The sequence below is a fragment of the Stutzerimonas chloritidismutans genome, assembly GCF_020783375.1.
GTDB classification, from domain to species: Bacteria; Pseudomonadota; Gammaproteobacteria; order Pseudomonadales; family Pseudomonadaceae; genus Stutzerimonas; species Stutzerimonas kunmingensis.
This window is the reverse complement of sequence record NZ_CP086067.1, coordinates 2,417,038-2,435,336: the sequence shown is the minus strand read 5'-3', so window position 1 is coordinate 2,435,336 and position 18,299 is coordinate 2,417,038. Positions and strand designations below refer to the sequence as shown.

13 protein-coding genes and 2 riboswitches are annotated in these 18,299 nt (G+C 64.5%); of the genes, 3 read left to right on the top strand and 10 right to left on the bottom strand.

Annotation, left to right across the window (positions count from 1 at the left end):
• Position 1: 1 nt before the first annotated feature.
• Together LLJ08_RS11245 and LLJ08_RS11240 are read right to left on the bottom strand one after the other, a co-directional pair.
• Positions 2 to 1,024, bottom strand: coding sequence for a fatty acid desaturase family protein (locus tag LLJ08_RS11245; protein WP_228207040.1), 1,023 nt, complete (start codon positions 1,022 to 1,024; stop codon positions 2 to 4).
• Positions 1,025 to 1,069: 45 nt separating this feature from the next.
• Positions 1,070 to 2,071, bottom strand: coding sequence for an ABC transporter substrate-binding protein (locus LLJ08_RS11240; RefSeq protein WP_046619421.1), 1,002 nt, complete (start codon positions 2,069 to 2,071; stop codon positions 1,070 to 1,072).
• A 49-nt stretch (positions 2,072 to 2,120) separates the two neighbouring features.
• Positions 2,121 to 2,223, bottom strand: a riboswitch (guanidine-I (ykkC/yxkD leader).
• Between the two features lie 78 nt (positions 2,224 to 2,301).
• On the opposite strand from LLJ08_RS11240, the gene LLJ08_RS11235 reads away from it, so the two are divergent.
• Both LLJ08_RS11235 and LLJ08_RS11230 read left to right on the top strand, forming a co-directional pair.
• Positions 2,302 to 2,640: a small membrane protein YohP gene (locus LLJ08_RS11235; RefSeq protein ID WP_228207039.1), complete on the top strand. Its 339-nt coding sequence runs from the start codon at positions 2,302 to 2,304 to the stop codon at positions 2,638 to 2,640.
• A gap of 89 nt (positions 2,641 to 2,729) precedes the next feature.
• Positions 2,730 to 4,031, top strand: a complete 1,302-nt coding sequence (locus tag LLJ08_RS11230; RefSeq protein WP_228207038.1) for a mechanosensitive ion channel family protein — start codon at positions 2,730 to 2,732, stop codon at positions 4,029 to 4,031.
• 202 nt (positions 4,032 to 4,233) lie between these two features.
• Here the strand turns inward: LLJ08_RS11230 and atzF are convergent, their stop codons facing one another.
• From atzF to LLJ08_RS11190, 8 genes are all read right to left on the bottom strand, one after another.
• A complete protein-coding gene (atzF, locus tag LLJ08_RS11225; RefSeq protein ID WP_228207037.1) occupies positions 4,234 to 6,036 on the bottom strand; it encodes an allophanate hydrolase in 1,803 nt (600 codons plus the stop codon).
• Between the two features lie 869 nt (positions 6,037 to 6,905).
• Positions 6,906 to 10,622 (bottom strand): urea carboxylase, encoded by a 3,717-nt coding sequence (gene uca / locus LLJ08_RS11220; RefSeq protein WP_228207036.1) that lies wholly within the window; start codon positions 10,620 to 10,622, stop codon positions 6,906 to 6,908.
• Positions 10,623 to 10,779: 157 nt separating this feature from the next.
• Entirely contained in the window at positions 10,780 to 11,415 is a 636-nt protein-coding gene (locus tag LLJ08_RS11215) for an urea amidolyase associated protein UAAP2 (RefSeq protein ID WP_179484227.1), read from the bottom strand.
• Positions 11,416 to 11,428: 13 nt separating this feature from the next.
• Positions 11,429 to 12,157 carry an urea amidolyase associated protein UAAP1 gene (locus LLJ08_RS11210; protein WP_228207035.1) on the bottom strand — a complete coding sequence of 243 codons (729 nt, stop codon included), beginning with the start codon at positions 12,155 to 12,157 and terminating at the stop codon, positions 11,429 to 11,431.
• Position 12,158: 1 nt separating this feature from the next.
• Positions 12,159 to 13,043, bottom strand: coding sequence for an ABC transporter ATP-binding protein (locus LLJ08_RS11205; protein WP_228207034.1), 885 nt, complete (start codon positions 13,041 to 13,043; stop codon positions 12,159 to 12,161).
• Positions 13,040 to 13,855, bottom strand: coding sequence for an ABC transporter permease (locus tag LLJ08_RS11200; protein WP_125861943.1), 816 nt, complete (start codon positions 13,853 to 13,855; stop codon positions 13,040 to 13,042). Before LLJ08_RS11200 ends, LLJ08_RS11205 begins: the two co-directional genes overlap by 4 nt.
• 170 nt (positions 13,856 to 14,025) lie before the next feature.
• Positions 14,026 to 14,125: riboswitch (guanidine-I (ykkC/yxkD leader) on the bottom strand.
• A 203-nt stretch (positions 14,126 to 14,328) separates the two neighbouring features.
• Positions 14,329 to 15,798, bottom strand: coding sequence for a methyl-accepting chemotaxis protein (locus LLJ08_RS11195; protein ID WP_228207033.1), 1,470 nt, complete (start codon positions 15,796 to 15,798; stop codon positions 14,329 to 14,331).
• Between the two features lie 109 nt (positions 15,799 to 15,907).
• Positions 15,908 to 16,714, bottom strand: coding sequence for a TatD family hydrolase (locus LLJ08_RS11190; RefSeq protein WP_221103862.1), 807 nt, complete (start codon positions 16,712 to 16,714; stop codon positions 15,908 to 15,910).
• A 169-nt stretch (positions 16,715 to 16,883) separates the two neighbouring features.
• On the opposite strand from LLJ08_RS11190, the gene LLJ08_RS11185 reads away from it, so the two are divergent.
• Positions 16,884 to 18,299 (top strand): MltF family protein, encoded by a 1,416-nt coding sequence (locus tag LLJ08_RS11185; RefSeq protein ID WP_228207032.1) that lies wholly within the window; start codon positions 16,884 to 16,886, stop codon positions 18,297 to 18,299.

Below are 18,299 nucleotides of genomic sequence, written 5' to 3'. Positions count from 1 at the left end.
GTCACACCGCCGTCAGGAAGGAGACGCCCACGGCGCCGTAGAAGTTGTCGGCCTTGTGCGGCCCCTCGCTGACCACACCGTAGTCATCGTCCAACACGCGACGCACGCGGTAGCGGTGGAAGCTACCGAGCAGCTTGCGCATCGGGATGACCTGGTTGTAGGTGCTGCCGTACAGCTCGGCGTGCAGCTTGGGCAGGCGATACCAGGGCGCCACCGGCTTCTCGTGGTGGGCGTTGTGGAATGAAAAGTTGAGCAGCAGCAGGTTCAGCGCCGGCCAGCGCTCGGAAACCACGTTGCTGTAGGTGTTCTGCTGCTCGTAGCTGCGGTCGCGGCGCTTGTCCTCCGGCAGCTTGCCGCCATCTTCCAGCACGGCGAAGGCCTCGTAGGTGTGCTGATAGGCATCGGCGAAACGCAGCACGCTGAGCATGATCATCCAGGCCAAGGCGTAGAGCAGCACGGCCTTCAGCGAGAGCGTAGCGAGCCCGGTAAAGAGCAGCGTGCGAATGGCCAGCACAGCAGCGACTTTGCCGCGCCGGGCGCGGTGCCTGTCGTTGTCGGTGATGAAGGGCAGGGCGATCACGTAGAAATGCATGATCAGTTCCACCGCCGGCACATAGGCCCATTCCAGCGCCAGCACCAGCTTCTGGAACCACAGCGGGCGTGCCTTGAGAAAGGCCTTGCTGTCGAAGGTGATCACGTCGGCGCGGTCGACGTGATGGCGCATGTGTTTCTTGCGCAGGTCCTGAAACTCGGCGTAGCAGCTGCCGCACAACCAACTGCAGACTTTGCCAGCCCATTCGTTGTGCTTGGGCACGCTGAAAATGGCGCCGTGGGCGAATTCGTGGATCAGGTAGGCAGCGATGATCATGCCGTGGGCCAGCAGCAACGTGCCCAGTGCATTCAGCCAGCCATTGGCGGCGAACAGCAGGGCCAGGCCGCCGCCGTAGGCGAGTACGGTGTAGAGGATCGCCAAGGTATTTGGGACGCGGCCATCGGCGTAGCGGTACAGGGGTTTGGCGTTCATGGTCTTCTCCAGCACAGGCGGGCGATGGCCCGCCTGGCGTCGGCTTTACTGGGCGAGCGCTTCGGTGAACTGGGCGTCGTAGGTCTGGCTGAAATCGGGGATGCTCGGGATCTGCCCGTTATCCTTGAGCAGCTTGGCGATGATCGCGCCGCTGCCATGGAACGAATGGGTGTCTTCGCCCGGGGTGAAGCTCTTGCCCATCTCGGCAAGCGGGATGTTGTAGGCACCGGTCATCTGCTCGACGGCTTCTTCGGCGCTGACGCCGAGCACCTCGCCGATGATTTCAGCCGACTCCTCGGGGTGCGCCTGCATGTAGGCCAGGCCGTCGAGATAGCCCTGGATCATCGCCTTGATGGCGGCGGGCTTCTTGGCGATCACCGCCTCGTCGAAGACCAGCACGTCGGTGATCAGGCCGGGGGCGTCCTTGGACGAATAGACGACCTTGAACTTGTCGCCGCCGCCCATGGAGAGAATCTGCGAGACGTTGGGCTCGTAGGTCACACCAATCGGCAGATTGCCCGAAGCCATGGCGCCGGGGATGCCTTCCGGGGTCATGTTGACGGCGTCGATATCCTTGTCGCTCATGCCGTTCTGCTGCAGCGCATAGGCCAGCAGGAAGTCTGAGGGCGACAGCGGATTGAAGCCGACCTTCTTGCCCTTGAAGTCGGCGACCGACTGAACCGAGGCATCGGCGACGATGGCGTCACCGCCGTTGGAGAAGTCGATGGGCATCACCACCCGATGCTTCAGGCCCTTGGCGACCGAGGCCACTACCTGGTCGTAGGTGAGCATGCCGCCGTCCAGCGCGCGGCTGAGCATGGCGGTGGGGATCAGCGCCGGGTCGTTGAAGAACTGCAGGTCTACATCCAGGCCGTGGGGCTTGAACAGGTCTTTCTTGTCGGCGACGTAGAAGGGGCCGTAGCCGGCCCAGACCACGGTGCCGATCTTCAGCTTCTCGGCGGCCTGGCTGGCCAGCGGTGAAAACAATGTCGCGACGGCCAGGCCGGCGGCGAGGAGGGTCTTGTTCAGCGAGCGCAGTGTGGACATGGCGTGATTTCCCTACACATTGGAATGACAAGGCACGGGATGACATCGCGTCTCCCGGGCTTTTATCCCTCCGTGTAGTCCCGTCCCTGGGACCGGAGAACTCTCGGACCAGCGCCCACTCCCTGTGAGCCGGAACCCTAGTTCTCCTTGAAGCTGCTCCTGTGTTTTGTGCCAAGCGTCATGAGTGCCGGTGGCGACTCATCCCGTTCACTTGGGATAGAGCAGGTTGCGTGCCAGATGCCGTGCAAGCTCGGCAAGCCCGCGTGGCACGGCGCGTCCGCTGCGGCACGAGGCTTTTCGTTGAGCGGCGGGCATGCTCGGATGCAGGTCAATTTCTGAAAGGGCGCTCCCGAATGGTGCTGCGGCGCGTCTTAATGACGATCGGGATAGAGTCGCGAGATGTACTGGTCGGCGAAAACCTTGAACGATGGAGGTACCTGCCAGTCGGAACTGATGAACTCACGAAGAACGGGAGCCATCACATGCTGAAGTTTCTAGGTAGCACCATTGGCATCATCTTTCTGATCGGCCTGATCGTCGTGATCGGCCTGTTCGCGCTGGTCTTCTGATAAACCGCGGACGCACCCTGGGTCGCAGATTGCACATCGGTCGGCCCAGGGCTGCTCTTCTCGCAACATCTCTTCCCATGACTCGACTGATGCATCTGCCGATGGCCGTGCTGCTGGTGCTGCTCGCCGTGTTTGCCTCATTGCCCGCGACCGCGCAGGTAGATGATGGCTTGGCGACGGTGCGGCTCGACGGCCGGGCACTGTTTCGTCTTGGCGGAACCGAGGAGCTGGAGGCGCGCCTGCGGGCTCGGCAGATAGAGCGGCAATTGCTGACGGTGTTGGAAACCCCGCAGGGCATCAGCAGGGCGCGCATCGCGCCGGCCGGGGAAAACGCCGAGGCGCGCCAGATCACCATGGCTGGGCGCATCCTGATGCAGGTCACGGAGGAGGATGCCCAAGCCAACGGCCGGGCGCTCGAGGCGCAGGCGCGCGAGTGGGCGTCGGTTCTCGAAACTGCGCTGGCGCAGGCCAGCACACGGCGGACGTCGGAGCGAGCGCGCTTCGTGACCGACGTGCGCGCCAGCGTCGATACTGCCTTCGCCCGGCTGCTGGAAGCGGCCATCAGCATCGTGCCGCGGGCACTGGCGGCGCTTCTGGTGATCGGCGTGTTCTGGGCATTGGCTGCGAGTGTGCGGGCAGGGGTCCGGATGATCTCTCATCGGCTGATACGCGATCGGACGGTGGAGAACCTGATCAAGCAGGTCAGTTACTACACCGTCTGGCTGCTGGGCCTGATCGTCGCTGCCACCGCCTTTGGCCTCGAGCCCGGGACGCTCGCCACAGGCCTCGGGCTGACCAGCCTGGCGCTCGGATTCGCCCTCAAGGACATCCTTTCCAACTTTGTCAGCGGCCTGCTGATCCTCACCTTGCGGCCGTTCCAGCTCGGCGACCAGATCATCATCGGCGACACCGAGGGCAGCGTGGAGCGCATCGAACTGCGTGCCACGCAGATCCGCACCTACGACGGACGCCGGGTCCTGGTGCCGAATGCGGAAACCTTTACCTCGCGGGTCACCAACAACACCGCTGCGCCGGTGCGCCGTGGTCAGGTGATCTGCTACCTCGGCTACGAAGTCGATCTGCCACAGGTAATGCGCGTGCTCAAGGAGGCAGCCCGGGGTGCTGAAGGAGTCATCGCCGAGCCACCACCCACAGTGGCGATACGCGAGATGGGCCAGAGCGAGCTCGCCTTTCAGGTGCAATTCTGGTGCGACTCGCGCCGGTCGGACTTCATGCTCACCGCCTCGCGTGTGCGGGCAAACCTGATTGAGGCACTGCGCGCTTCGGGGATCGCGATGCCTGGTCCGGGGGTTCATCAAGTCGTGTTGCGAGAGGGTGGGTCAGCGCTGGACGAGGCTTTGCCGAGGCGCAGCAGCAGCGACGAAGACTAGCGTGAGGACTGGATGCGCACACCCTGGCCCGAGATGGCTACCTGACCGGCGTTATAGGAGCTGCCATTAAGGCGCGGTATCGCTATCGTGCGCTGCGCGGGATGTACCAGATGCATAGTTGTTGGTCAGTCCCGCGCATTCATTTCTCACTGGCTGTGTTTCGCTCCTTACCGCTTACAGCCAGATAAGAGGCTTCGCTATCTCAACCCCGCTGCGCCAGCCAAGCCTTCCAGCCGCCGAAGTGGGTGATGTCCTCGGCGCCGTCAAGGCCGTAAGCATCGCAGATAAACCCGGTTTCCCAGCGCCCGTCTTCTAGCTCCACTTTGCCCAGGCCCAGCGGCGCTGGGATGCCGGTGAGGAACGAGCCCAGCTCGCTGCTGGGGATTTCCCAGACTTCCACGGCGATGGCCGCTCCACCCTCGGCGACGCGCACCATCCCCGGGCGTAACAGCGGGCCGCCGGCCAGGGCGTAGAGCTTGTACGCCGCGCTGCTGGTGGTTACCTCCAGCAGCCGACCGCCGCGCTGGCGAAGTTGCCAGTTCAGCGGCAGGCCATCGAGGTGCGCGCCGCAGACCACCACTCTCGTCCGGTCGTTGCGCGCCGGATTCTGCGGGGCAGGTGTTGTGATCGCATTGCTGCCCACCAGGGCCAGGCCGGTCCGGCGTTGCAGTGCATCGGCCAGGCTCAGCAGGTACTGGTCGGTGAACACACGGCCAAACAGCGTCACGCCCCAGGGCAGCTCGTTCTCCATAACGCCGGCAGGTACAGCCACGGCGGCGTAATCCAGCATGTTCATGAAGTTGGTGTAGTAGCCCAGGTCCGAGTTGCGCTTGACCGGTTCGGCGTGAAGCTCGGCGAGCGTCACCGGGCGCGGGTACGCGGGCGTCAGCACGCAATCGACCTCGGTCATGATCCGGTCGCAAATGGCCTTCAGCTGCTGCAGGCGGTATTGCGCTTCGAACAGCTGCACGGCGGTGGTGCCCGGTGCCTTTTCCAGTACCGCCTTTATCACCGGCAGGACGGCGTCGGGTTGCTGCTCGATCAGCGCGCCGGCCACGCTATAGCGTTCGGCGACCCAGGGGCCTTCGTAGAGCAGGCGCGCGGCTTCGAGAAAGGGCGAAAAGTCCACTTCCACTGGCTCGCCACCGATGGCTTTTAGCTGCTCAATGGTGGCGGCGAACAGCGCCGGACTTTCCGGGCAGCCGAGGAACTCGAGCTGCTTCGGTACGCCGAAGCGAAAGGACTTCACCTGGCCGAAGGCCGAGCCGTCGTTCCACAGCGGGTTGGCGCGGCTGTATTCGTCACGCGGATCGAGCCTGGCGGTCAACGCGAGCAGCTGACTGGCTTCGGTGGCGCTGGCAGTGAAGAAGGTCACGCAGTCCAGCGTGCGACAGGCGGGCACGACGCCAGCGGTGGAGATCAGCCCTTTGCTGGCCTTGAGGCCTACCAGATTGTTCAGCGCCGCCGGCACGCGGCCGGAGCCTGCGGTGTCGGTGCCCAGGGCAAAGGTGCACAGGCCCAGCGCCACGGCCAGGGATGAGCCGGCGCTGGAGCCACCGGAGGGGTAGTCGGGGCGCACGCTGTTGCGGCACTTGCCATAGGGCGAGCGGGTACCGTTGAGGCCGGTGGCGAATTGGTCGAGGTTGGTCTTGCCCAGCGGCACCGCGCCCAGGCCGATCAACTGCTCGACGATGGTGGCGCTGGTTTGAGGTGTGTAGGCAAAGGCCGGGCAGGCGGCGGTGGTGGGAATGCCGGCCAGATCGATATTGTCCTTGATGGCGAACGGGATGCCGTAGAGCGGTAGCTCGGCGGGCGTCTTGCTCTCCAGTGCGGCCAGGTAGGGCTCAAGTTCTTCGACGCTCATCAGGTGGATAAAGGCGTTGAATTCGCCGTTCAGTTCAGCGGCCTTGGCGTGCAGTTCGAGGATCAGCTGGCGCGGGGTCGTGGTGCCGGCTTCATAGGCATTGCGCAGCGTGTCGAGGCGAAGATCGAAATGGGTCGTCATGGTTGGCTTCCTCTGTGGCGGGCCTGGTCTGTTCGGGCGGTCGGGATTCAGGTCAGGCTGGCGGCCGTTTCCCCTCACCCCAGCCCTCTCCCCAAAGGGGCGAGGGGGTTGGTTCGGTGTTGCTGGCGGTCTTTGTGGTCTGGCGTTGCTTTGGTGCTTTTAGTCCGGAGCCTTTGGTGTGTGTCGTGGCGAGGCATCTGGTTGGGTCTCTTCCCCTTACCCCAGCCCTCTCTCCAAAGGGGCGAGGGGGTTGATCCGGTGTTGCTGGCGGTCTGGTGGTCCGGCGTTGCTTTAGTGCTGTTAGTCCGGAGCCTTTGGTACGTCGTGGCGGAGGAACTTGGTTGGGCCTCTTTCCCCTCACCCCAGTCCTCTCCTCAAAGGGGCGAGGGGGTTGATCCGGTGTTGCTGGCGGTCTTTGTGATCTGGCGTTGCTTTGGTGCTGTTAGTCCGGAGCCTTTGGTGTGTGTCGTGGCGAGGCATCTGGTTGGGTCTCTTCCCCTCACCCCAGCCCTCTCCCCAAAGGGGCGAGGGGGTTGATCCGGTGTTGCTGGTGGTCTTTGTGGTCTGGCGTTGCTTTGGTGCTGTTAGTCCGGAGCCTGTGGTATGTCGTGGCGGAGGAACTTGGTTGGGCCTCTTTCCCCTCTCCCCAGTCCTCTTCCCAACGGGCGAGGGGGTTGATTCGGTGTTGCTGATGGTCTTTTGGTCCGGCGTTGCTTTCGTATCGCAGGCGCTGAGAGGTCGTTACGCGGCTCATGGCAATGCGCGAGCTGCGTCGATGTCCAGACCTGCGAGCCCGCGCCGAACCGGTCCCCTCTCCCTGAGGGAGAGGGCTAGGGTGAGGGGGAAATGGTCGGCAAAGACCACAGTTCTCAAACCTCCTCGATCACCACCACCCGTTGGCCGGCGCGCACCGGGGAGCCGGGTTGCACACGGATGTCCTTCACCACCCCGGCGACCGGAGCGATGAGCGGAATTTCCATCTTCATGCTCTCAAGGATCACCAGCACGTCGCCGGCAGCCACGCGCGCGCCCTCGGCCACCGACACCTGCCAGAGATTGCCGGCGATATGGCTTTCGATGCCGTGCTCACCGGCGCCAAGCGGGGTGTCTTCACCGAGATCGGCCGCTACTTCCTCGCTCTCGAAATGCGCCAGCCCCGATTCGATCCAGCGCTGGCGCTCGGCGTCGAAGGCCGCGCGCTGCTGGCTGCGGAAGGCCTCGATGCCTTCGGCTTCCTTGACCAAGAAATCCTGGTAGTCGGAGAGGCGCAGCTCGGTCTCCTCGATCTTCACCGGGTAGCGGCCCAGCGGAAAATCGCGGCGAATCTTCAGGAGCTCCTCGGCGCTGACCGGGTAGAAACGGATCTGGTCGAAGAAGCGCAGCAGCCAGGGCTGGCCGCCGAACGCCTCGACGGCGCGGTAGCGGCTCCACATCTGCAGGGTGCGACCGACGAACTGGTAACCACCCGGGCCTTCCATGCCGTAGACGCACATGTAGGCGCCGCCAATGCCCACCGAGTTCTCGGCGGTCCAGGTGCGCGCCGGGTTGTACTTGGTGGTGACCAGGCGATGCCTCGGGTCCAGCGGGGTGGCCACCGGCGCGCCGAGGTAGACGTCGCCCAGGCCCATCACAAGATAGCTGGCCTCGAACACCGTGCGATACACCTCGTCGAGGTTCGGCAGGTCGTTGATGCGACGGATGAATTCCAGGTTGCTCGGGCACCAGGGCGCGTCCTTGCGCACCGTGGTCATGTACTTCTCGATCGCCAGCTGGCAAGCCGGGTCGTCCCAGGACAGCGGCAGGTGGACGATGCGCGAGGGGACTTTGAGATCCTGCGCGGCGCACACTGCGTCCCACAGGCCGGCGACTGTCTCCAGCAGCACGGCCAGCGGCAGGGTTTCCGGCTGGTAGTGGACCTGCAGCGAACGGATGCCGGGTGTGAGGTCGATGACGCCGTCGAGTCCCTTGGCTTCCAACGCCTGCATCAGCGCATGGCCTCGGAAGCGCAGCACCAGGTCCAGTTCCGGCGCGCCGATTTCTAGCAGCAGATGGGTGTCGCCGGAGAGTCGGGCGACCAGACGGGTGTCGTCCTGGCCGAGGTCGAGGACGATGGGGGAGGTGAGCGCATATTCCGCAGACTGCGCGTAAATGCCCCCTCTCCCTCCGGGAGAGGGCTGGGGTGAGGGGCTTTTGCTGTCGGTTGAAACAGCCCTCACCCCGATCGCAGGCCGCCCCGGCCCCTCTCCCGGAGGGAGAGGGGAGACAAGCGCGCACTCTTCGCGCCGGGCTCTTGCCAGCTCCCGCGCTGTGGCGATATCCACCGGGACAAAGCGCACTTTATCCCCTGCCTTAAGCTGCCCGAGCTGCCACAGGTCCGCCTCGATAATGGTCACCGGACAGACAAACCCCCCCAGGCTCGGGCCGTCGGGGCCGAGGATCACCGGCATGTCGCCGGTGAAGTCCACCGCGCCGATGGCGTAGGGGTTGTCGTGGATATTGGATGGATGCAAACCGGCTTCGCCGCCGCTCTCGCGCACCCATTCGGGCTTGGGCCCGATCAGGCGCACGCCGGTGCGGCTGGAGTTGAAGTGCACTTCCCAGTCGGTGGCGAAGAAGCGCTCGATATAGCCTTCGGTGAAGTATTCCGGCGCACCGTGGGGGCCGTAGATCACGCGAATTTCGCGCACCGCCGGCAGGGCGCTGCACAGCTCGGCGGCCAGCGTGGCGCCGGCAGACGAGTCGGTCAGCGGTGCCAGATGCAGCACGTCGCCGGCACGCAAGGCGCGGCCGCCGTGGCCGCCGAACTGGCCGAGGGTAAAGGTGCTCTTGCTGCCCAGATACTCCGGCACCTGCAGACCGCCGCGCACGCACAGATACGACCGCGCACCGGCACCGGCACCGGCACCGGCAATGGTGCCGATCGTCAGGGTGCTGCCGGCCGGGATGAACAGCGCAGTGCTCATCGGCTGCGGCACGTCATCCAGCTTCAACGGTATTTCCGCGCCGGTCACCGCCACCACCGCGTTGGTGTTGAAGCGCAGGATCGGCCCGCTCATGGTGATTTCCAGCCCGGCGGCGTCTTCGGCGTTGCCGAGCAGGGCATTGCCCAGACGCAGGGCGCGGCTGTCCATCGGGCCGGACGGCGGCACGCCTACCGCCCAGTAGCCAAGGCGGCCGGGGATGTCCTGTACGGTGGTTTGGGTGCCGGCGCTGATAACCTCGAAGGTATTGGCCTTGTAGCTGAGACCCTCCAGGCAGCGGGTCCAGGGGTTGCCGCTGGCGAACGGGGTAAAGGCAAGGATCTGGCGCAGGTAATCGCGGTTGGTTTCCACGCCGTAGAGCAGGGTGTCGCCGAGCGCCTCGTCAAGCGCTTGGCGAGCCTCCTCGCGGCTCGGCGCCCAGGTGATGACCTTGGCGATCATCGGGTCAAAATACGGCGGGATCTCGCAGCCAGCCTCGACCCAAGTATCGACGCGCAGGGCCTTGCCGTCGGCTGCCGGGAAGCTCGCGGCGGTGAGCAAACCGGGGCTCGGCTGGAAATCCCGGCCGGGGTCTTCGGCATAGACGCGCGCCTGGATCGAATGCCCGCTGGGCTTCAGCATCCTGGTCAGCTCCGCCAGAGGCGGCAGGTCGCCGGCGGCCAGCTCGATCATCCAGCGCACCAGATCGACGCCCCAGACCTGCTCGGTGACGCCGTGCTCGACCTGCAGGCGGGTGTTTACTTCGAGAAAATAGAACTGCTCGGCCTCGGCGTCGTAGACGAACTCCACGGTGCCGGCGCTGCGATAGTTCACCGCTTTTGCCAGCCTGATCGCCGCCTCGCACAGCGCCTCAGCCATGCCGGTCGGCAGGTTTGGCGCCGGGGTTTCCTCCAGCACCTTCTGGTTGCGTCGCTGCACCGAGCAGTCGCGCACGCCGAGAGCGATGACTTCGCCGGCGCCGTCACCGAACACCTGCACTTCCAGGTGGCGGGCACGCTCGATGTATTTCTCGATGAATACGCCCGAATCGCTGAAGTTGTTCTGCCCCAGGCGCTTGACCGCGTCGAAGGCCTCAGCGAGTTCCGCCGCCGAGCGGCACACGCGCATGCCGATACCGCCACCGCCGGCGGTGCTTTTCAGCATCACCGGGTAGCCGACCTGCTCGGCTGCGCCGAGGGCATCGGAAAGGCTGTCGAGCAGCTCAGTGCCCTCCAGCATCGGTACGCCGCGTTGTTTGGCCAGGGCGCGGGCGGTGTGCTTGAGGCCAAACACCCGCAGCTGTTCTGGCGTCGGGCCGACAAAGGCGATGCCGGCGGCTTCACAGGCTTCGGCAAAGGCGGCGTTCTCGGAGAGAAAGCCGTAGCCGGGGTGAATGGCTTTCGCGCCGGTTTCCCGGGCGATGCGGAGAATCTTCTCCACCACCAGATAGGTCTGCGCTGCCGGGCCTTCGCCCAGGCTGTGGGCCTCGTCGGCCTGCTGGATATGCAGGCTGGCGGCGTCGGCCTCGGAGTAGACGGCCGCGCCTTTCACATCTAGGGCGCGCAGCGTACGCAGGATGCGGCAGGCAATGGCGCCGCGGTTGGCGATCAGAAGTTTGTCGAACATGTTCAGTAACCCTCGAAGGGCTGGCGGGCCGTCCCGCCTTATTCATCTGCGCCACGGCCGTCCGTGGTTGGGGAGGGTTGCTTCGCTGTCGGCAGCTCGGGCCGCTGCCCGGCGCGCGCCTGCAGCAGCGGCAGCAGGTGGCGTCGTAACAGCGCCATCAGTCCCACACCAGCACCTCGGCGGGCGTCGGGTTCCAGCCGTTGCAGGGGTTGTTCAGTTGCGGGCAGTTGGAGATCAGCACGATCACGTCCTGCTCGGCCTTGAGCTCCACGTACTTGCCCGGTGCGGAAAGGCCGTCCTCGAAGGTCAGGCCGCCCTCGGGCGTCACCGGAACGTTCATGAAAAAGTTGATGTTGGCGCCGATGTCGCGCTTCTCCAGACGGCCGTCGTGCAGGCTGGCGCGCAGAAAATTGTCGCGACAGCTGTGCATGTAGCGCTTGTCCAGGGCGTAGCGCACCACGTTGCTCTCCTGGGCGCAGGCGCCGCCGAGGGTGTCGTGGCGACCGCAGGTGTCGGCGACGATGGTCAGCAAGGGGTTGCCGAGGTTGGAATACAACACCGTGCCGGCGGTGAGATAGACCTTGTTCTGTCGGCGCAGGGTGCGCTGCGGGTCGAAGCGTTCGCGCGGGTTCTTCGCGCTGAAGAACAACGTGTCGATGGCTTGATTGCCCTCGACATCCAGCAAGCGCAGGGTCTGTCCGGCCTTCACTTCGAACAGGTATGGCTCGCCGGCCGGGATCAGGTGGCGGAAGTTGGCGGTTTCGGGGTGCAGGCTGCTTTCTACGATGGTCATGTCGGCAACCTCCTCAGATGTAGAGTCGTTCGGTGTTGTGGAAGCCGCGGCCGTTCTCCGGACGCGAAGTGCGGCAGAGCACGCTGATGCCATCGCTCTCGACCTTGTGCCAGCTCAGCTGCACCGGTTTGGGTGCGTACAGCGGATTGGGGTCCAGCGGATGCTGCAAGGCGGTGAGGATCACCAGGGTGTCCATTGGCGCGTACAGCTCGATGTAGTCGCCCGCTTTGGAATTGCCGCTGTGGAAGGCAAAGGTGCCGTCGGCATTGACGTCCACCCGGCTGAACAGATTGAGCACCATGAGCAGGTCCTGCAGGTTGAGGTTCCACTTGCCCATCTCCACCAGCAGGTTGTCGGTGCCGTTGCGGAAGAAGCCGTTGCGCAGTTCCTGATAGCGGCCCTGGCCGTATTTCTCGCGGAACTCCTCGGCGTTCAGCACGCCGCCAAAGCTGTCGTGCCAGCCGCAGGTGTCGGCGGTGATGGCAGCCAGTACGCGGCCCATGTCCGAGTAGAGGCAATGACCGGCGGTGAGCTTGGCGGTGTGCTGGCACTTGAGGGTGTCGGGCAGGTTCAGCCGCTCGCTCTTCTCCTGGGCGTTGAGCAGCATCAAGCTGACGTTGGCGCCGCCTTCCAGATCGGTCAGGCGCAGCAGCTGGCCACGCTTGAGGACGAAGGAGGTGTGGCCGCCACCGGGAACGGTTTCCTCGTACAGCGTGGGGCGGATCGCGAGTGAAGCGCTCATGTCAGGCTCCTTGATAGGCAGTTCGGAATTTCTCGCTGAGGGCGACCGGAACGCCAGCGGACGCGCCGGGCGCGTGGCGGCCCTCGTGCAAGGGAATGTCGTAGGTCACCCGCGCGCCATAGGCACCCGGGGCGTGGGGATCAATGCGCGGCTTGTCGAAGACCAGGATGCGGCTGCCGAGGGTGAAGCCTTCCGACAGGTCGTGGGTGACCATGAACACCGTCAGCCGGGTTTCCCGCCACAGCTCCAGCAGCAGCTCATGCATGTCCTTGCGGATGCCCGGGTCGAGTGCGCCGAAGGGCTCGTCGAGCAGCAGCACGCGGGGCTTCATGATCAGCGCCTGGGCGATGGCCAGGCGCTGCTGCATGCCGCCGGACAGTTGCGCCGGGTACTTGTCCAGCGCATGGCCGAGGCCGACCTTGTGCAGCATCTGCGCGGCCTGCTCGCGGGCATCGTGCTTGCGACGTCCGAGCAGACGGCCCAGCAGCGGGGCGCACGGTAGTTCCAGGCCGAGGGCGACGTTGTCCAGTACGGTCAGGTGCGGAAATACCGAGTAGCGCTGAAAGACCACGCCGCGGCTGGCATCCGGTTCGTTGGCCAGCGGCTGGCCATCGAGCAGGATCTCGCCACGGCTGGGCGCTTCCTGGCCGAGCAGCAGCCGCAAAAAGGTGGATTTGCCGCAACCGGAGGCACCGACCAGGGTGCAGAACTCGCCTTCGGCGATGTTCAGGTTCAGGCGCTCCAGCACGACCTGATCGCCGTACTGCTGCCAGACGTTCTTCACCTGAATGAAGGAGCCGGGGTTGCCGCCTGCGCGAGTCCCTGGTTGCGTTGTGCCTTGGCTCGACTGTGCGGCCACGGATGCCTTGGCGTTGTTCTCGCTCATGCCTTGGCTCCTTCGTACCAGGGGAACAGCAGCTGCGTCAGGCGCCGCAGCAGGTAGTCCATGGCCCACGCCAGCAGGGTGATCCAGGCGACATAGGGCAGGATCACGTCCATCGCCATGTAGCGACGCACGAGGAAGATGCGGTAGCCAAGCCCATCGGTGGAGGCGATGGCTTCGGCGGCGATGAGAAACAGCCAGGCCGAGCCGAGTACCAGGCGCAGGCTGATCAGCAGGCGCGGCATCAGCTGCGGCAGGACCAGGCGCAGGATCAGGGTCCAGGTGTTGGCGCCCAGGGTTTGCGCCTTGATCAGCAGCTCGCGGGGGATTTCCCGTGCGCGCTGTTCCAGGTCACGCGCCAGGATTGGTGTGATGCCGATGACGATCAGCATCACCTTGGACAGCTCGCCCAGACCGAAAACGATAAACAGGATCGGCAGGATCGCCAGGGGCGGCACCATCGACAGCACCGTAAGCAGGGGCGAAAGTGGCGCGCTGAACAGCGGCAGGGTGCCGGCGGCGATACCCAGGCACAGGCCGGCCACTGCCGCGATGGCAAGACCGGTGCCGAGGCGCTTGAGGCTGGAGGCGGTGTCCTGCCAGAACAGATAGTCGCCGGAGCGTTTGTCGGGGGTGAAAGCGAGGCGTTCGACGGCTGCGCTCATCTGGCCGAAGCTGGGCAGCAACTTGTCGTTGGGGTTCAGTTCCAGGCGCTGGGCCGAGTTGGTCAGGTACAGCGCCAGCAGCAGGGCGAAGGGCAGAATTGCCAGTGCCAACCAGCCGCTACGTCCGGGAGTGCGGTTGATCAGACGCATGGGCAGATACCCCGTGCAACGGCCGCGGCAACAGGTGGAATACTGTGAAGTTCGGGTGCGGCAGAGGCCCTGGCACAAGGCAGAGCGGAGAACGGCAAAGCCGTTTCGAGCGGGCACATGGCAAACCCTCCAGTGTTGGGAATAGCGCAGGAGCTGCGTGCAATCACGCTGTCTCCCGGGCTTTTATCCCGCCGTGTAACCTCGCTGGAGGTCGCCAACTCTCGGACCAGCCACTCGCGTCAACGAGTCGGAACCCTAGTCAGCTATTTCAAATTGTCTTCGCAGGTGCAGCAGCTTTCTTCGCAAAGGATGCAAAGCAAGAGCGATGCCAATGCACAAAAATCGCGCGCTGCAGGCGTCGTGGGGAAGGGTGGCACTAGGGGGATGCCCTGTTTTGGGGCTGCGCTCGAGGCGGTGCATGCTTTTCGAGCGCGGAGGGCGTTGCACGAGCGCAACGCCGCATTGGCAGGAAGCTAGAGCTTGAGCTGGCCGATGGCACGGCTCAGATCGGTGGACAGCGCGGCCAGCTCGGCACTGGTGCTGGCCGAGCTTACGGTCTGCTCCACGGTGCGTTCAGTGACGTCGCGGATGCCGGTAACCGAGCGATTGAGCTCCTCGGCGACCTGGCTCTGCTGCTCGGCGGCAACGGCGATCTGGGTGTTGCTTTCGCGCATCTGGGCCACTGCGCCGGCGATGGCTTCGAGTGCCTGGGCTGCCTCATGTGCCTCGCGCACGCAATCATCGGCCTTGAGTGAACTCTCCTGCATGAACTCCACGGCATCGCGAGTCATCGCCTGCAGGCCGGAGATCATCTGGGTGATCTCGTCGGTGGAACTCTGCACACGCTTGGCGAGGTTGCGCACCTCATCGGCGACCACGGCGAATCCGCGGCCTTGTTCACCGGCGCGGGCTGCCTCGATGGCGGCGTTCAGCGCCAGCAGGTTGGTCTGTTCGGCGATGCTGTGGATCACGTTGACGACGCCGTTGATCTTCTGGCTGTCCGCGGCGAGCTGCTCGATCATCTCGCCGGTCTGCTGCACACCCTGGGACAGGCTGGAGATGGACTTCTCCACACGGCCGACGACCCGGTGGCCGTCGCCCGCAAGGCGGTCGGCGTTCTGTGATTGATCGCGAGTTTCGCGTGCATGCTCGGCGATCTGGTGCACCGTGGCGCTCATTTCGTTGATGGCCGTGGCTGCCTGGTCGGTTTCACCCTGCTGACCGCGCATGCCCTTGTGCACGTCGTTCATGCTCGTGGCGAGCCGGCTGGCGCCCTCGTCGAGACGCGCGGCAGCCTGGGCGACGGTGCTGACCACGCGTTGATAGCCGCCCTGCATGGCGTTGAATGCGCTGGCCATCTGGCCGACTTCGTCACGGCTGTCCAGCGGAACCCGTGCCTGCAGGTCGCCACTGCGCTCCACGTGCAGCATGACGTCCTTGAGCGTGTTGAGGTGGCTGAGCAGAAAGCGGATAAGCAGTTGCGAAGCGCCGAGCAGGCCGAGCATCAGCACGGCGACCGCCACGGCGTAGCTGAAAAAGTGCTGGCTCAGTACCTGAACAGCGCTGGGCGCGCGGGCCAGTACAGCCAGCTTCTGACCATTCGTCGCGGAGATCAGGTGGGCGCCGACCACGGGATTGCTGGAGAACAGTCGGTCGTGGGCGAGGGTGGTCCAGCCGCTTTCGGCGATAGCCTGACCCTCGACCGCGGCGCGCTGATCTGCCTGGAACGCGATCAGGTCCGCACCCTGCGGCAGCGCAGCATCGGCCGGCCAGCTCGCCAGCAGCGACGCACGCGCCTGCGCTGCAGCGACGGCGTCGGCGCTACGGGCGCTTTGCTCCAGTTGTACGGCGTAAAGCACCAGCAGCAACGCGATGACGAAGGTCACCATGTTCAGTGCCCAGAACTTGTATTTGAGCGACAGATCGCGAATCCAAACGGCCATGACTGCTCTTCTTCTATAGGAGGTTGCGCGCGCGTAGCGGAACGCTTGCTTGCACTGCGGCTGAACATTTAACGGCCGCCTGAGGCAGAGCTTGAGAAATTTCTGTGACTCAGTCGAGGTCCGGCAGGCCGAAGAACGCGCGCGCGCAGCGTGTGGTGTGAGCCGCCAGCGACGCTTCGCTCTCGCCGCGATGGAGCGCGACTTCGCGCAGTACTTCCGTAAGGTAGGCCGGTTCGTTCTGGCCGCTCTTAGGCTTCGGTCGCAGGGTGCGTGGCAGCAGGTAAGGTGCGTCGCTCTCGAGCATCAGACGACCTGTAGGGATGTCCTTCACCAAGGGATGCAGATGGGTACCGCGGCGTTCGTCGCATATCCAGCCGGTGATGCCGACATGCAGGTCCAGGTCGAGATAGCCGTACAGCGCCTGTTTTTCACCGGTGAAACAGTGCACCACCGCCGCAGGGAGGTGGTCCCGAAACGGTCGCAGAATCGCCAGCAACCGGTCGCTGGCATCGCGTTCGTGCAGAAAGACCGGCAACTGCAGTTCGACGGCGAGTTGCAACTGTTCCTCCAGCGCGCGCTCCTGTAGCGGTCGCGGTGAAAAATCGCGATTGAAGTCCAGGCCGCATTCGCCGACTGCGCGCACTTCGGGCTCGGCGAGAAGGCCGCGCAACTGGCTGGCGCTGTCAGTCGTCCATTGGCTCGCATCATGCGGATGCACACCCGCGGTACTGAACAGGTGCAAGCGGGACTCGTCCAGTTGGCGGCAGAGCTTGAGAGCAGCTTCGCTTTCTTCGAGGCTGGTGCCGGTAAGTACCATCTGCACGACGCCGGCCGCTCTGGCGCGCTCGACGACCGCAGATGCGCTGGAGGCGAATGTCGGGTGGCTCAGATTGACGCCGATGTCGATAAGCTGCATGGATACCTCGAGATTAAAAACTAACTAAATCAATAATATAGGAGTTATATCTAAACCAGTTTGGAGGCAAAACTGGCGGAATAAGCCAACCTGTGAGAACCTTTGCCACCTTTTGCGGGCAGGGAGCACCGCACCAGCGTTCTCTGCGTCTTCAGACCGGTGCATCCCGATGCCACGATTGCTGCCACTCATGTTCTGCCTGCTGCTGGCCCTGATGCCAACGATGGCGACTGCGCGCGTGGCGGGTCCCGAGGCGTGGCAAGCGAACGACAAGGTACGTGATCTGGCCGAAATTCGCCGTAGTGGCGTACTGCGCGTGCTGGTCAATCAGAGCCGGAACAGCTCCGGTGAGGTGAAAGGCGAAGCGATTGGCGTCGAGTACGCGCGGCTGCGGGCCTTCGAGCAGTACCTGAATCGCAATGCTGCATCCGCGCGGCCGATTACCCTGAAGATCATCCCCAAAGCCAAGGATCAGTTGCTTGGCGCGCTGCAGCGCGGCGAGGGGGATCTGGTAGCGCCCGGCGAATTACTGCCGCTGGCGGGCATGAAAGGCATCAGCCGCAGCCGGTCGGTAGTCAGCGACGTGTCATTGGTGCTGGTCGGCCGCCAGGGCGGCCCACGCTATCAGCGTCTGGACCAGCTATCCGGGCGCAGCCTTGCGTTGCCACCTGGCAGCGCCGCAGGGCCGGCGCTCGCGCGGCTGAACAAGCAACTGATGGAGCGCAAGCTGGCGCCGATCGTTGCCGAGTGGGTCGACCCCACGTTGGCTGTCGAGGATGTGCTGGAGATGGTGCAGGCCGGCGTCTATCCGGCGACCGTGGTCGAGCAGACCATCGCCGAGCGCTGGGCCAAGGTCATGCCGAAACTGCGCATCGAGCAGCACCTGAGCCTGGGCGACAAGGCCAGCATGCACTGGTTCGTGCGGAACGACGCCAGCATGTTGCGCGCCAGTGCTGATCGCTTTCTCAAGGATTTCGACCTGCCAGACAACCAGGATGCCGCCTTCGAGCGCGTCTACCGGCGTCTGTACAAGGTCCAGTACCCGCTCGACCGAGTGGGCCGCCAGCGCCTGGAAAAGGTTCGTCCGACCCTGCAGCGCTATGCCGAACAGATCGAGCTGGACTGGCTGAACCTCGCCGCCCTGGCGTTCAAGGAGTCCACCCTGAACCCCGCGGCGCGGGGCGCCGGCGGTGCCACGGGGTTGATGCAGGTGACGCCGGCCACGGCTCGTGCGATGGGTGTCAGCAACATCCACCAGTTGGACAACAACGTGCAGGCCAGTGCGAAGTATCTGGCGAACATCCGTCGTAACTTTTTCGCCAGCCCGCGACTGAACGAGCGTGAGCGCATGGCGTTCATTCTCGCCGCCTACAACCTCGGCCCGCAGCGGGTGCAGAGTATGCGCGCCGAAGCCCGTCGGCGCGGTCTGAACCCGGATCAGTGGTTCTTCCAGGTCGAGCGAATTGCCATGGAGACTGTTGGCATGGGCGTAGTGGCATACGTCAACAGCGTCAACAAGTACTACTTGGCCTACCAGCGCGAGCGCTATCTGCTCGAGGCCGACCGCAAGACCGCGGCCAACTGA

Bases quoted from the DNA above. Each gene is read 5' to 3' on its own strand.
- LLJ08_RS11245 (WP_228207040.1), bottom strand. From the start codon at position 1,024: ATGAACGCCAAACCCCTGTACCGCTACGCCGATGGCCGCGTCCCAAAT.
- LLJ08_RS11240 (WP_046619421.1), bottom strand. From the start codon at position 2,071: ATGTCCACACTGCGCTCGCTGAACAAGACCCTCCTCGCCGCCGGCCTG.
- LLJ08_RS11230 (WP_228207038.1), top strand. From the start codon at position 2,730: ATGCATCTGCCGATGGCCGTGCTGCTGGTGCTGCTCGCCGTGTTTGCC.
- atzF (WP_228207037.1), bottom strand. From the start codon at position 6,036: ATGACGACCCATTTCGATCTTCGCCTCGACACGCTGCGCAATGCCTAT.
- uca (WP_228207036.1), bottom strand. From the start codon at position 10,622: ATGTTCGACAAACTTCTGATCGCCAACCGCGGCGCCATTGCCTGCCGC.
- LLJ08_RS11215 (WP_179484227.1), bottom strand. From the start codon at position 11,415: ATGACCATCGTAGAAAGCAGCCTGCACCCCGAAACCGCCAACTTCCGC.
- LLJ08_RS11210 (WP_228207035.1), bottom strand. From the start codon at position 12,157: ATGAGCGCTTCACTCGCGATCCGCCCCACGCTGTACGAGGAAACCGTT.
- LLJ08_RS11205 (WP_228207034.1), bottom strand. From the start codon at position 13,043: ATGAGCGAGAACAACGCCAAGGCATCCGTGGCCGCACAGTCGAGCCAA.
- LLJ08_RS11200 (WP_125861943.1), bottom strand. From the start codon at position 13,855: ATGCGTCTGATCAACCGCACTCCCGGACGTAGCGGCTGGTTGGCACTG.
- LLJ08_RS11195 (WP_228207033.1), bottom strand. From the start codon at position 15,798: ATGGCCGTTTGGATTCGCGATCTGTCGCTCAAATACAAGTTCTGGGCA.
- LLJ08_RS11190 (WP_221103862.1), bottom strand. From the start codon at position 16,714: ATGCAGCTTATCGACATCGGCGTCAATCTGAGCCACCCGACATTCGCC.
- LLJ08_RS11185 (WP_228207032.1), top strand. From the start codon at position 16,884: ATGCCACGATTGCTGCCACTCATGTTCTGCCTGCTGCTGGCCCTGATG.